Source organism: Kribbella sandramycini, from assembly GCF_013131805.1.
Lineage (GTDB): Bacteria > Actinomycetota > Actinomycetes > Propionibacteriales > Kribbellaceae > Kribbella > Kribbella sandramycini.
Genome location: NZ_JABJRC010000009.1, coordinates 400,233 through 413,294, shown reverse-complemented (window position 1 = coordinate 413,294; position 13,062 = coordinate 400,233). Strand labels below are relative to the sequence as shown.

Below are 13,062 nucleotides of genomic sequence, written 5' to 3'. Positions count from 1 at the left end.
CTGTCCTTCGTGCTAGAGCTTGGCGTTGCGGGACCAGGCGAAGCAGTAGACGCCGAAGGCGGCGATGCCGAGGGCCAGGACGGTGAGCAGGACGGAGCCGAAGGGTTGCTCCTTGATGGTGCGGAGGGCGGTGTCGAGGCCGCCGGCCTTGTCGGGGTCGTAGCCGATCGCGGCCCAGCCGAAGAGGACACCGACCACCACGAAGGCGACGCCCTTGGCGGCGTAGCCCACGCGCCCGAGCTGGACGGTCGCGTGCGAGACGCCGCCGACCAGATCCTCGGTGAACTTCTTCGTGTACGCCTTGTGGAGCTGCCGGACACCGATGCCGATGATGACCAGGCCGACGATCACGACCAGGACCCGACCGGCGCCGTTCTCCATCAGCTTCGCGGTAAAGGTCTGCTGCTGGTTGGAGCTCGAGCCGCCCGATCCGATCGCGACCTTGACCGCGCTGATCCCGAGGACCAGGTAGACCACCGCGCGGCCCGTCGACGACGCGCGCTTCTCCAGGTCGAGGTCGCCGTACAGGAGGTCGAGAACGCGCCACAGGACCAGCGCGAACAGACCGACCGCGACGACCCAGAGCAGCACGCCGCCGAGCGGTTTGCTCGCGATCTCCTCGAGTGCGCCTTGCTGGGATGCCTCCTGGGAGGAGTTGCCCCACGCGAGTTGGAGCGCGATCCAGGCGATGAGCAGGTGGACGACGCCGTACGCGATCAGGCCGACGCTGACGGTGACGCCGTACCACTGAGTGTGTCTGACTTGCTGGGCGGACTTCATTCCAACTCAGTGCCCGCGAGCAAACGGTGTTCAGGCCGAGATCGGCGCCGCGGCGTCCTGCTCCTCGATGTCGCCGGTCTCGCCGGCCTGCGCGGCCCGCCGGCCGAGGATCCAGACGTAGGCGAAGAAGCCGAGCTGACTGGCGATGCCGATCACGACGCGCAGTGGCGACGGGATGTACGGCGTCACGAACGCTTCGACCACACCGGTGTAGAGGAGGATCGCGGCCAGGCCGATCGCCATCGCGACCGTCGCGCGTCCGGTCTGGGCCAGGGCTTGCATGCGGGTGCGCGCGCCGGGCACGATCCACGCCCAACCGAGGCGCAGGCCGGCCGCACCGGCGATGAAGACCGCGGTCAGCTCCAGCAGGCCGTGCGGGGTGATCAGCGTGAAGAACAGCGTGCCCTTGTCGTGGCCGATCATCAGGCCGGCCGCGGTGCCGAGGCCGATGGCGTTGTCCCAGAGGATGAGGATCGACGGGACGACCAGGATGCCGATGGCCAGGACGGCGGCGCTCAGCCCGGCGTTGTTCAGCCAGACGTGCAGAGCGAAGTCCTGGGCCGGGTTCTCCGAGTAGTAGGACTCGAATCCGCTGTCGACGTACTGCTGGATCTCGGTGGGGGCAGCGATCGAGTCGAGCACCTCTGGGTGCGCGAGGATGCGCCAGGCCGACCAGGCGGTCACCAGGTAGAAGAGCAGGCCGATGGTGACCCACCAGCGTCTGGACGTGTAGAGGGCAGCTGGGAACGACACCAGGAAGTAGCGGGAGATGTCTCGCCAGACAGGTGCTTGGGCACCGGTCACCGCGCCCCGGGCGTCCGCGATCAGACCGGACAGCCGTCCGATCGACACCGGGTCGGCTCCGGCGGCTCTCAGCGCGGACAGGTGCGTGCCGACGCGCTGGTAGAGCGTGACGAGCTCCTCGACCTCAGCCCCGGTCAACCGGCGCTGGCGGCGGGTCAGATCCGCCAATCGGTCCCACTGCGGCTGGTGTACCGAGACGAACGCCTCGACGTCCACAACACACCTCCTCCCCTGACTGACTCCCCTGCGCTGGCAGACTAGCCCTCCCGGGTGTCTTAGGAGGAGGGGGGCGGGCTGTGTCTCAGTTGGTCACTGGTGAGGCGGTCGTCCTCCAGGTGCGGATCGCGCGGATGCCGACGCGGGCGCTGGCGTGTGCCATCGACGTGCTCGTGCAGGGGATGGCGCTCGGCCTGATCTTGTCGCTGGTCTTCGGCTTTCTGATCGGTACGGACTCCAGCGAGTCGCTCGCGGCCGCTCTGATCATCCTGACCGTTCTGCTGGTGGTCGTCGGCTACCGGCTGGTGATGGAGACGCTGACCCGCGGACGGACGCTCGGCAAGTACATCCTCGGTCTGAAGGTGGTGCGGGACGACGGATCGTCGATCCGGTTCCGGCACGCGCTGGTGCGGACGCTGATGTGGTTCTTCGTCGACTTCGCGCCGTGGTTCGCGGCCAGCCCGGGGATCGTCGCGAGCCTGATGAACAAGGAGGGCAAGCGGATCGGCGACATGGTCGCCGGAACCGTCGTGATCCGGGAGCGCCATCAGCCGATGGCGTCACCGCCGCTGTTCGTCCCGTCGCAGCTGGTGCAGTGGGCGCAGTCGCTGGAGCTCTCGCAGCTGCCCGACGACCTGGCGAACACCGCCCGCGACTACCTCGCTCGTTTCGTCGAGCTGGACGTCGCCGCGCGGGCCGCCCTCGGCGAAACACTCGCCTTCCGCTTCAGCGAGCTCACCGCACCCGCGCCCCCACAGCCGATGATCGCCCCGGCCTTCCTTTCCGCCGTACTGGCCGAACGCCGCCGCCGCGAGCTCATCCGCCTGGCCACCGCCCGCCCAGCCGCCACCGGCCCGTTCGCCGCTCCGACGAACCCGTACGCCGTCCCCGCCGGCCCGTTCGCCCCACCTAGCCCGTACGGCGCAGTCCCAGCAGCCCCGGCCCCCACGCCCTTCCTCCCGCCACCCCCGCCCGCCGCACCCGCCCGCCCAGCCACCCACAACACCCAAGGCTGGGCCACCCCAGGCAGCGACTCCGGCTGGTCCTGACCGTTCTACTGTCCATGGGCGTGGGTACTGTTGCGACCATGTCGCGGATCGGATGGCAGGGCTGGCTTGATCGGTGGGACGTGCAGCAGGCGGGTTACCTGCCGGATCGGGACGAACAGTTCGAGCTGATGCTCACGATCGTGGAGCGGGTGACCGGGACGCCTGAGCGGTTCGTCGACCTGGCCTGCGGGCCGGGCTCGATCAGCAGCCGGGCGCTGGCGCGCTTCCCCGGGGCCGACGTCGTGGGCGTCGATCTGGACCCGTTCCTGCTGGAGATGGCGCGGAACACGACGTCCGGCGCGCGGTTCGTCGAGGCGGACCTGCGGGTCGACGGCTGGGACGTCGTCCTGCTGGCAGGCCAGGTCGACGCGGTCTGCTCGGCGACGGCGCTGCACTGGCTCGACCCTGCTGACCTGGAGCGCCTCGCGCAGACGCTCGCCCGCCGGATCCGCCCCGGCGGCGTCTTCGTCAACGCCGACACCATGCGCCTCGGCCCCACCGAGGTCCCGCGGCTCGACGCCATCGCCGTCGAGCTGCGCGACGAGATCTGGGCCGCCTCACACGCCTCCGGTATCGAGGACTGGGCCGCCTGGTGGGAGTCCGCCGCCGAAGAACCCGCCTTCGCCGACCTCCTCGCCGAGCGCGACCGGCGCTTCGCCGACCGCTCCCGCAGTCGCGAAATCACCCTCACCGACGCCCTCGAGTCGTTCCGCAAAGCCGGCTTCGCCGAGGTCGCCGTCCTCGGCCAAGTAGCCGACAAGCACATCTTCACCGCCATCCGGTGAGCGGCCACGGCTACGACCTGCTCGCGTCCCGCCCCGTCGAGACGCCTGACCTGAGGTCGTTCCTGCGAGACACCTTCGCGGTCCCCGAGGCCGATCTCTTCGTCGCCCCCGCCGACCGCGTCGACGCCGAACTCCGCGACGTACCGCCGGACCTCGTCTTCGCCACGTTCTGCACCTACGAACCCGTCGAGGGCCACTTCGCGATCTCGCTCACGGTCGGCGTCGATCACGACCGGGCCCGCCCCATCGGCCACGCGGACTTCGCGCTCCGCTTCGCCACCCGCTTCCAGGCGATGGTCCTCTACAGCGACGACGAGCCGCCCGGCCTGTGGTCGGTCGTCCTCCCCGACGGCACCCGGCTGCTCGCCACTCTCGACGAGACCGACGACCGCTTCACCCTCACGACGGCGTCCGTCGCCATCCCGGATCTTCCCGAGGTCGCCCCGCTCTGAAACAGCGCGAAGGCGCCCCACCCTCGACGGGTAGGACGCCTTCGCGATCAGGCTGTACAGCGCTCAGTAGCGGTAGTGCTCCGGCTTGTACGGGCCCTCGACCGGGACGCCGAGGTAGGAGGACTGCTCCTTGGTGAGCTCGGTGAGCTTCACGCCGAGCGCGTCGAGGTGCAGGCGGGCGACCATCTCGTCGAGGTGCTTGGGGAGCACGTAGACCTCGGTCGGGTAGTCGGCCGTGCGGACGAAGAGCTCGATCTGCGCCAGCACCTGGTTGGTGAAGGAGTTCGACATCACGAACGACGGGTGGCCCGTCGCGTTGCCCAGGTTCAGCAGGCGCCCCTCGGACAGCACGATGATCGTGTGCCCGTCCGCGAAGCGGAACTCGTCGACCTGCGGCTTGATGTTGACCCGCTCGACGCCCGGCGTCTTGTACAGGCCGGCCATGTCGATCTCGTTGTCGAAGTGACCGATGTTGCCGACGATCGCCTGGTGCTTCATCTGCGCCATGTGGTCGGCGGTGATGACGTCCTTGTTACCGGTGGTGGTGACGAAGACGTCGGCGATCCCGACGACGTCGTCCAGCGTGGTGACCTGGTAACCGTCCATCGCGGCCTGCAGCGCGCAGATCGGGTCGATCTCGGTGACGATGACGCGGGCGCCCTGGCCGCGCAGCGACTCGGCGCAGCCCTTGCCGACATCGCCGTACCCGGCCACGACCGCGACCTTGCCGCCGATCAGGACGTCGGTGGCGCGGTTGATGCCGTCGATCAGCGAGTGCCGGCAGCCGTACTTGTTGTCGAACTTCGACTTGGTGACCGAGTCGTTGACGTTGATCGCCGGGAACAGCAGCGCGCCGGCCTTGTGCATCTCGTACAGGCGGTGGACGCCGGTGGTGGTCTCCTCGGTGACGCCCTTGATGCCCTGGCCGATCCCGGTCCACAGCTGCGGGTCCTCGGCGAGCGTGCGGGTCAGCAGCTTGAGTACGACGGCGTACTCCTCGGAGTCCGCGGTCGACGGGTCCGGCACGGCGCCGGCCTTCTCGAACTCGGTGCCCTTGTGGACGAGCATGGTGGCGTCGCCGCCGTCGTCCAGGATCATGTTCGGGCCCTGCTCACCCGGCCACTTCAGCGCCTGCTCGGTGCACCACCAGTACTCCTCCAGCGTCTCACCCTTCCAGGCGAAGACGGGGACGCCGGTCGGGTTGTCGACGGTACCCTCGGGGCCGACGACGATCGCCGCGGCGGCGTGGTCCTGGGTGGAGAAGATGTTGCAGGAGACCCAGCGGACGTCGGCGCCGAGCGCGGTCAGCGTCTCGATCAGCACCGCGGTCTGGATCGTCATGTGCAGCGAGCCCATGATGCGGGCGCCGGCCAGCGGCTTGCTGTCGCCGTACTGCGCGCGCATCGCCATCAGGCCGGGCATCTCGTGCTCGGCCAGCCGGATCTCCTTGCGGCCGAACTCGGCCAGCCCGAGGTCCGCCACCTTGTACTCGAACGTCATACCGCTCCCCTGAAGACTGTGGTGAGTGCTACCTAAGTTCCCTGGCTGAGCCTAGAGGGCCGAGCACGGTGGTTTGATCGCTTCACGGGCGTTTTTGACACCGAAATGTCAAGATTGTCGTCATGCGCATCACCGAAGCCGCGAAACGCCTGGGCACCACCCCCCGCATGCTGCGCTACCGCGAGACCCTCGGCCTGCTCCCACACTCCCGGGCCGGCTCCCAGCGCCAGTACGACGAGCGGGACCTGGCCGCCGTCCAGCTGGCCCTCGACCTCGAACGCCGGTACGACGTCACCCCGGCCGCACTCGCCTTCGCCCTCCGCGCCCTCGCCGAACCCTCGGTCGCCGCCGACCTGCGCAACCTCGGCTACCGCACCGGCAAACTCACCACCCCACCCACCCAGTCCCAGATAGACCGGGAACGCGCCCTCCAGTGGCTCGGTCGCTCCGGAGTCCTCCCACCCAAACCCCGCTGACACGGGGCCCCAGCCCTCACCGCCCCATTCCCCTAGCTGACCCACGAGCGCGTTTCCCTAGCTGACCCACGAGCGCGTTTCCCTAGCCGACCCACGAGCGCGTTTCCCTAGCTGACCCACGAGCGGGCGGGTTGGCCAACCGCACGCGGTGGGTCCACCCACCGGCCGGCTGGCTGGCCCATCAAATGGGCTGGCCCACCCAGCAAACGCGAGAGGTGCGGTTGGTGGGTGGGCCCAGGAAATGGGTCAGTGGGAGGGGGCTTCGGGGACGGCGGGGCGGTCTTCGCGGACGTAGTTCTCGGTGTAGATATCCGGTTCGAGGTAGACGTGGATGCACATCGGCTCGGCGGCGCGGATGGCCTGCTCGGCGGCGTTGATGATCTGGGCCACGCCGGCGATGTCGGCGGTGGACTCGACGGCGACCTTGGCGGCGACCAGGACCTCTTCGGGGCCCAGGTGCAGGGTCTTGATGTGGATCAGGCGCTGCACGCCCGGGGTGTTCTGGATCGCGTCGACGATCTTCTGCTGGGCCTCGCGGGTGGCCGACTCGCCGAGCAGCAGCGACTTCATCTCGATCGCCAGGAAGACCGCGACGCAGACCAGCAGCGCGCCGATCGCCATCGAGCCCAGGCCGTCGAAGATTCCGTTGCCGGTGGCAAGCGTCAGGACGACGCCGATCAGCGCCAGCACCAGACCGGTGAGCGCGGCGAAGTCCTCGAGCAGGATCACCGGGAGCTCCGGCGAGCGGGCGTTCCGGATGAACTTCGACCACGACACCGGGCCGCGGACCTTGTTCGCCTCGACGATCGCCGTCCGGAACGACAGCGTCTCCAGGATGATCGCGACCGACAGGACGACGACCGGGACCCACTTCCAGTTCTCGATCGCGTGCGGGTCGTGGATCTTGTGCCAGCCCTCGTACAGCGCGAACAGACCACCGACGCTGAACAGCACGATCGCGACGATGAACGAGTAGACGTACCGCTCCCGGCCGAAGCCGAACTGGTGCAGCTCGTTGGCCTGCCGCTGGGCGCGTTTGCCGCCGACCAGCAGCAGCACCTGGTTACCCGCGTCGGCGACCGAGTGGATCGCCTCGGCCAGCATCGAGGCCGACTGGGTCAGACCCCACGCGGCGAATTTCGTGACCGCGATCCCGGAGTTCGCCAGCAACGCCGCCACGACGGCCTTGGTTCCGCCACCTGCCATGGTGTTCAGGTCCTCCGCAAAGAAAAGAAAAATCAGGGCGCGGACACGACGAACGCCGTGCCGGAACCACGCAGGTTACAGGGTCCTTCGGGTCCTCCGGCGAACGCCGACTGTCCGGCGGCCAACGTCACCCCCGCATAGGTGCCCCCGGCACCGACCTCGACCGATCCGGCCACACAGCAGACGATCCGCGGACCGGCCCCGGTGACCACTCGTTCACCGCCGTCCAGGTCGATCCGCTGGACGGCGAAGTACTCACAGCCCGTCTCGTACGCCGACACTCCGTCACCGACCGGCGTCGCCGTCAGCACCGGATCGGCCAGCGGCTCGAAGTCGATCACCGACACCAGTTCGGGGACGTCGATGTGCTTACTCGTCAGCCCGCCGCGCAGCACGTTGTCCGAATTCGCCATCACCTCGAACCCAAGCCCACTCAGGTACGCGTGTACGTTCCCGGCCGGCAGATACACCGCGTCGAACCGCTCCAGCCGCACCCGGTTCAACAGCAGGGCAGCCAGCACGCCCGGGTCGTCCGGGAAGTCGGCGCAGAGCCGCGCCAGCGTCGCCACCTCGAGCTGGTACGCCGAACCGGCGTACTGCGCGCAGGCCTCACCCAAAGCCGCCACGATCGGCCGGATGCTGTCCCGGTCGCTGCTCATGAAGTCGGTGAACGCCTCCCGCAGCTTGCCGTCGCGGAGCGCAGCTGTCAGGTCGTCGAGCCCGACCGGCGCCAGCGCCTCCAGCAACGCGACCGTCGACTCCAGCGGCCGGAACCCGACCAGCGCGTCGAACGGCTCCAGCGCGACCAGGATCTCCGGCTTCGGCCAGGCGTCCTTGTAGTTCCGGTCCCCAGCGTCACGCGGAATTCCGGCGGCTTCGTCGCGTGCGAACCCGTCGATCGCCTGCGCCCGCGAGGGGTGTGCCTGAATCGACAGCGGCTGCCCAGCGGCCAGCAGCTTGGCCAGGAACGGGAAGCGCCCCTCGAATCGCTCAGCCGTCTCCGCACCCAGCACCTGCTCAGCGGACGCCGACACCTCGTCGTACAAGGTGGCGCCCGACGGCAGCACGGACGGCGCCGACTCGTGCGCGCCCATCCACATCTCCGCCTGCGGCTTCCCGTCGGCCGGTACGCCGAGCAGCGCCGGGAGCGCGGTCGTCGAACCCCAGGCGTAGTCGCGGATCGTGTTCTGCAGCGGGACTACCACGCCGGGTCCTCCGAGGGGATGCCCGGCTCGGCCGGCGCATCGTCGACAGCAGTGCCGTACCGGCCGAGGCCGATGCCGAGGTAGGCCGCGGCGTACCGGCCGTGTTGGGTCAGAGCGGCGTACCGGGCGATGTCCGTCCCGTCGGCCTGTTTGACGACGTGCACGCGGACCTCGTGCCGCTCGGCCTTCGTGGCGAGCTTGTTGCGGGTCTCGGTGACGGCAGTGTCGGCCAGACCGTCGTCCAGGATGATCAGCGCGGGGCGCAGCTCCTCCGCCTGGTCGAACGGGTCGGCGAACAGGTCGCGCGGCGGCTGGTTGAGCACCGGCAGCAGGTGACCGGCGTCCGCGGCCAGAGCGGGCCGGCCGCTCGCCAGCCGGATGGCCTCGACCACTCGCCGGGCAGCACGCGCGGAAAGGACAGAGCCACCCCAGACCAGCGGCAGCGCATCCGCCAGCACCAGAGCGAGCTCTTTGGCCGGGTTGGACGAGACATCGTTGTTCGGCGAGCAGGCGATCGCTACGTCGTCCAGCGTGGCCGCAACGGCCTTCGCGTCGACAACCGGGCCCAGCTCCATTTGGTGCAGCGCCTGCAGGACGGCGACGGCGGCGGCCAGCTGGTCATCGGACTGCGACGGCAGCCGGATCGCATGCCGCAGACCGGCCGAGGCGATCGCGACCGGCGAGTCCTCCGGTGCGGCGACCATCAGACCGCAGCCGCGGCGGGCGGCCTCGGCAGCAGCCGACACGGCGTCGTTGTCCTCGGACTGGCCACCCAGCACGATGACGAGGTCCAACGGACCAGCCCAGCCCGGCAGACCCGGCCCAGGCCAGGCAACGAACGGAACCGGGCACACCGGCTCCAGCACTGCCCGCACCAGCCGCGCATCGCGACCGGCAGCCACGATGGCCCGCGGCCGGAAGCCGTCGGAGTCGAGCCCGGACAGTACGTCGTCCGCCGCCTCCAGCTCGGCCCGCACCCGCGCACCGGCCATGGCGAGCCGCCGCAGCAGGTGATCGGTCGCCTGCAACGCGGCCGGGTCGTCCAGCCGCGAGTCGTCGAAAGCGCTCATGCCTGGCTCGCGGTCTCCTCGGTGCGGGTGTCCCGCGCCTCGTCGATCAGCAGCACCGGGATGTCGTCACGCACCGGGTACGCCAGGGCGCAGCCGGTGTTGGTGCAGACCAGCTCGTTCGCCTCGTCGTCCACCCGGAACTCCGAGCGGCACTTCGGGCAGACCAGGATGCTCAGCAGGTCGGGGTCCAGATTGACTGCCATGGGTCAGTTCTCCTTCTTCACCGGGCTACCGGTGATCAGGGCCAGTACTTCGTCGCGGACGCGCTCCATGGTGGCCCGGTCCGCCGCCTCGACGTTCAGCCGCAGCAGCGGCTCGGTGTTCGAGACACGGACGTTGAACCACCACTCTGCCGCCGACACCGTCAAGCCGTCCAGGCGGTCCAGCTCGATGCCCTCCTGGTCGCCGTAGGTGTCCTCGATCGCCGCGACGGTCGCCGCCGCGTCGTCGACCGTGTTGTTCAGCTCGCCGGACGCGACGTAGCGCTCGTACACGGCGAACAGCTCGCTGGCCGGCTTGCTCTGCTCACCCAGCGCGGCCAGCACGTGCAGTGCGGCCAGCATGCCGGTGTCGGCCCGCCAGAAGTCCTTGAAGTAGTAGTGCGCCGAGTGCTCACCGCCGAACACGGCATCCGTCTCGGCCATCTTCTGCTTGATGTTGGAGTGCCCGACCCGCGTCCGCACCGCGACGCCGCCGTGCTCCGCGACCAGCTCCGGCACTGCCTTGGAGGTGATCAGGTTGAAGAGGATGGTCGCGCCCGGGTGTTTGGCCAGCTCGCGGACGGCGACCGCGCCGGTGATCGCGGACGGCGAAACCGGGTCGCCCTTCTCGTCGACCACGAAGCAGCGGTCGGCGTCGCCGTCGAAGGCGAGGCCGAGGTCGGCGCCGAGCTCACGCACCTTGGCCTGCAGGTCGACCAGGTTCTTCGGGTCGAGCGGGTTCGCCTCGTGGTTCGGGAAGCTGCCGTCCAGCTCGAAGTACATCGGCACGATCTCGACCGGACCGGACGCGAACACGGCCGGCACCGTGTGCCCGCCCATCCCGTTCCCGGCGTCCACGACGACCTTGAGCGGCCGGATCTTGGTCAGGTCGACCAGGTCGTGCAGGTGGTCGGCGTACGCCGTCAGCAGGTCCTTCTCGCGGATCTTGCCGGGGACGGCGGTCGTCGCCGGCCCCTCGACGAGCGCCTTCTCGACCAGGTCGGCGATATCGCGCAGCCCGGAGTCGGCCCCGACCGGCGCGGCGCCGGCCCGGCACAGCTTGATGCCGTTGTACTGCGCCGGGTTGTGGCTCGCGGTGAACATCGCGCCCGGCAGGTTCAGTCGGCCGGACGCGAAGTACAACTGGTCGGTCGACGCCAGCCCGATCATGATCACGTCGGCCCCGGTGCTCGCCACGCCTTCGGCGAACGCCGCCGCCAACCCGGGGCTGGACGGCCGCATGTCGTACCCGACCACGACCGCCCCGGCACCGGCGAGCACGTCCAGCACCTCGACGAACGCCGCCCCGGTCGCCCGGGCCACCGACTCGTCCAGCTGCTCCGGGACCACCCCGCGAACGTCGTACGCCTTGAAGATCGCCGCAACGTCAACCATGCGTGGACCCTATCCGGACCACGCGCCAAACCGTATTTCAGGCTCGCTCGAACCAGCCCGTGTCCTTGCGGTGGTGCACCACCGGCAGCTGCCGCGGGCTGGTCGGAGCGGCCCAACCGACCGCGTTGGCGATCACCTGCTGGACGCCGTCGTGGTGGTAGGTCGGGAACTCCTGGTCGCCAGGGCGGAAGTAGAAGACCCGGCCCTGGCCGCGGCGGTAGGTGCAGCCGGAGCGGAACACCTCGCCGCCGGTGAACGAGCTGATGAAGACCAGCTCGTCCGGCTGGGGGATGTCGAACAGCTCGCCGTACATCTCCTCCCGGTCGATCACCAGGGGGTGCGGGATGCCGCGAGCGATCGGGTGGCCGGGGGCGACGGTCCAGATCAGCTCGCGGTCGTTCTCGGCGCGCCAGTCGAGTGAGCAGGTGGTGCCCATCAGCTTGATGAAGATCTTGCTGAAGTGCGCCGAGTGCAGCGCGATCAGGCCCATGCCGGACAGCACGTGCTGCTGGACGCGCTCGACGACCGCGTCGTCGACCTGGTCGTGCGCGGCGTGCCCCCACCAGGTGAGTACGTCGGTCTCGGCCAGCACCTCCTCGGTGAGGCCGTGCTGGTCCTGCTGCAGCCACGCCGTGCGGACGACGACGTCCTGGCCCAGCTTGGCCCGCAGCGCGGAGGCGATCGTTTCGTGCATGGTGTCCGGGTAGAGCTTGCGGACGGTCTCGTCGCGACCCTCGTGGACGTTCTCGCCCCAGACGGTGACGCGAATCGGTTCAGCCATGGAGTACTACCTCTCGTCCCGCCTTCGCCGAGGCGTAGCAGGCGTCGATGACCTCGGTCCGCAGCAACGCTTCGGACCCGTTGTGCCCTTCCCACTCACCACTGCGGACGATCCGGACGAACTCGCGCACCACTCCGCGGTGGCCGAGCCCGGCGCCGGTCGCGGGCCGCACCTCGGCCGGGATGCCGGCCACGTCGGTGAAGATCCGCAGCGTGTCGTCGTTCGTGTAGTTCTGGACGTCGATCTTCGCGCCGCCCTCGGTGCCGAACAGTTCGATACCGAAGTTGTCCCCCGGCGCCCGGTACGTCGCCCAGCTGGTCTCCAGCTGCAGAGCGCCGCCGCCCTCCAGCCGCAGGTACGCCGTCGCCAGGTCCTCGACCTCGAACTTCGAACCGAGCGTGTCGACGGTCGGACGCTCCGCACTGCTTACACTGCCGCGGCCGCGCGGGCCGAGCTCGGCGAATGTGTTCGCCGACACTGTGGTCACCTGCGGCTCGCCCAGCAGGTGCAGCGCCATGTCGAGGATGTGGACGCCCAGGTCGATCAGCGGGCCGCCACCGGACAGCTCCCGGTTGGTGAACCAGCCGCCCATCCCGGGGATGCCGTTGCGCCGCATCCAGTGCGCCTTGGCGTAGTAGATCCGGCCCAGCTGGCCCTCGTCGATCTGGTGCTTCAGCGCGACCACATCACCGCGCTCGCGGTGGTTGAAGACCACCTTGAGCACCCGGCCGGCCTGTTTCGAGGCCTCGACCATTGCCGCGCCCTCGGCCACCGTGCGGGCCAGAGGCTTCTCCGACAACACGTGCAGACCCCGCTCGAACGCCGCCAGGGCGATCGGGGCGTGCAGCTGCGTCGGCGTACCGATGCTGACCGCGTCCAGACCCTCGGTCCGGATCAGGTCCTCCCACTTCTCGTACAGGTGCGGGACGCCGTGCTTCTCGCCCAGGCTGGTCAGCAGGTCCTTCTCCAGACCGGCCAGCGCGATCACTTCGACATCAGGCAGCTCCGAGAACGCCTCCAGTGCGGTGCGGCCCGCAAAACCCAGTCCGACGACTCCGACGCGCAGTTTTCGATCGTTCACACGCACGATCCTGTACCACCCGTTGCAACGTTGTCATCCCCTGTGCCGTCAGTTGGTACGGC

14 protein-coding genes are annotated in these 13,062 nt (G+C 69.3%); 4 read left to right on the top strand and 10 right to left on the bottom strand.

Translation table 11 applies throughout. From position 1 onward, the window contains the following. Nucleotides 1–12: 12 nt before the first annotated feature. Together HPO96_RS31980 and HPO96_RS31975 are read right to left on the bottom strand one after the other, a co-directional pair. Nucleotides 13–780: a DUF1206 domain-containing protein gene (locus HPO96_RS31980; RefSeq protein WP_171678108.1), complete on the bottom strand. Its 768-nt coding sequence runs from the start codon at nucleotides 778–780 to the stop codon at nucleotides 13–15. 30 nt (nucleotides 781–810) lie between these two features. Further along, complete coding sequence (locus HPO96_RS31975; RefSeq protein WP_171678107.1) at nucleotides 811–1,800, bottom strand: stage II sporulation protein M; 990 nt, start codon at nucleotides 1,798–1,800, stop codon at nucleotides 811–813. A gap of 80 nt (nucleotides 1,801–1,880) precedes the next feature. On the opposite strand from HPO96_RS31975, the gene HPO96_RS31970 reads away from it, so the two are divergent. From HPO96_RS31970 to HPO96_RS31960, 3 genes are read left to right on the top strand one after another with little or no spacing between them, the layout of a single operon-like run. Beyond that, the gene (locus HPO96_RS31970; protein WP_337796894.1) at nucleotides 1,881–2,849 is read left to right on the top strand and encodes an RDD family protein; all 969 of its coding nucleotides are present in this window, start codon (nucleotides 1,881–1,883) and stop codon (nucleotides 2,847–2,849) included. Nucleotides 2,850–2,887: 38 nt separating this feature from the next. Beyond that, nucleotides 2,888–3,634: a class I SAM-dependent methyltransferase gene (locus tag HPO96_RS31965; protein ID WP_171678106.1), complete on the top strand. Its 747-nt coding sequence runs from the start codon at nucleotides 2,888–2,890 to the stop codon at nucleotides 3,632–3,634. After that, nucleotides 3,631–4,086: a hypothetical protein gene (locus tag HPO96_RS31960; protein WP_171678105.1), complete on the top strand. Its 456-nt coding sequence runs from the start codon at nucleotides 3,631–3,633 to the stop codon at nucleotides 4,084–4,086. Before HPO96_RS31965 ends, HPO96_RS31960 begins: the two co-directional genes overlap by 4 nt. Before the next feature lie 63 nt (nucleotides 4,087–4,149). On the opposite strand, the gene ahcY is transcribed toward HPO96_RS31960, so the two are convergent. Next, on the bottom strand, nucleotides 4,150–5,586 hold the full coding sequence (gene ahcY, locus HPO96_RS31955) for an adenosylhomocysteinase (RefSeq protein ID WP_171678104.1): 1,437 nt from the start codon (nucleotides 5,584–5,586) through the stop codon (nucleotides 4,150–4,152). Nucleotides 5,587–5,708: 122 nt separating this feature from the next. Between ahcY and HPO96_RS31950 the strand changes: the two genes are divergently transcribed. Beyond that, nucleotides 5,709–6,062: a MerR family transcriptional regulator gene (locus tag HPO96_RS31950; protein ID WP_171678103.1), complete on the top strand. Its 354-nt coding sequence runs from the start codon at nucleotides 5,709–5,711 to the stop codon at nucleotides 6,060–6,062. A gap of 246 nt (nucleotides 6,063–6,308) precedes the next feature. On the opposite strand, the gene HPO96_RS31945 is transcribed toward HPO96_RS31950, so the two are convergent. From HPO96_RS31945 to HPO96_RS31915, 7 genes are read right to left on the bottom strand one after another with little or no spacing between them, the layout of a single operon-like run. Next, nucleotides 6,309–7,268 (bottom strand): cation diffusion facilitator family transporter, encoded by a 960-nt coding sequence (locus HPO96_RS31945; RefSeq protein ID WP_171678102.1) that lies wholly within the window; start codon nucleotides 7,266–7,268, stop codon nucleotides 6,309–6,311. Nucleotides 7,269–7,300: 32 nt separating this feature from the next. After that, the gene (gene manA, locus HPO96_RS31940; RefSeq protein WP_171678101.1) at nucleotides 7,301–8,473 is read right to left on the bottom strand and encodes a mannose-6-phosphate isomerase, class I; all 1,173 of its coding nucleotides are present in this window, start codon (nucleotides 8,471–8,473) and stop codon (nucleotides 7,301–7,303) included. After that, on the bottom strand, nucleotides 8,467–9,543 hold the full coding sequence (locus HPO96_RS31935; protein WP_171678100.1) for an SIS domain-containing protein: 1,077 nt from the start codon (nucleotides 9,541–9,543) through the stop codon (nucleotides 8,467–8,469). The genes manA and HPO96_RS31935 overlap by 7 nt, the downstream gene beginning before the upstream one ends. Then, nucleotides 9,540–9,746, bottom strand: a complete 207-nt coding sequence (locus HPO96_RS31930) for a Trm112 family protein (protein WP_171678099.1) — start codon at nucleotides 9,744–9,746, stop codon at nucleotides 9,540–9,542. The genes HPO96_RS31935 and HPO96_RS31930 overlap by 4 nt, the downstream gene beginning before the upstream one ends. A gap of 3 nt (nucleotides 9,747–9,749) precedes the next feature. Further along, nucleotides 9,750–11,138: a phosphomannomutase/phosphoglucomutase gene (locus HPO96_RS31925; RefSeq protein WP_171678098.1), complete on the bottom strand. Its 1,389-nt coding sequence runs from the start codon at nucleotides 11,136–11,138 to the stop codon at nucleotides 9,750–9,752. A gap of 37 nt (nucleotides 11,139–11,175) precedes the next feature. Continuing rightward, nucleotides 11,176–11,919 (bottom strand): ThuA domain-containing protein, encoded by a 744-nt coding sequence (locus HPO96_RS31920; RefSeq protein ID WP_171678097.1) that lies wholly within the window; start codon nucleotides 11,917–11,919, stop codon nucleotides 11,176–11,178. Next, a complete protein-coding gene (locus HPO96_RS31915) occupies nucleotides 11,912–13,000 on the bottom strand; it encodes a Gfo/Idh/MocA family protein (RefSeq protein ID WP_171678096.1) in 1,089 nt (362 codons plus the stop codon). Before HPO96_RS31915 ends, HPO96_RS31920 begins: the two co-directional genes overlap by 8 nt. Nucleotides 13,001–13,062 lie beyond the last annotated feature (62 nt).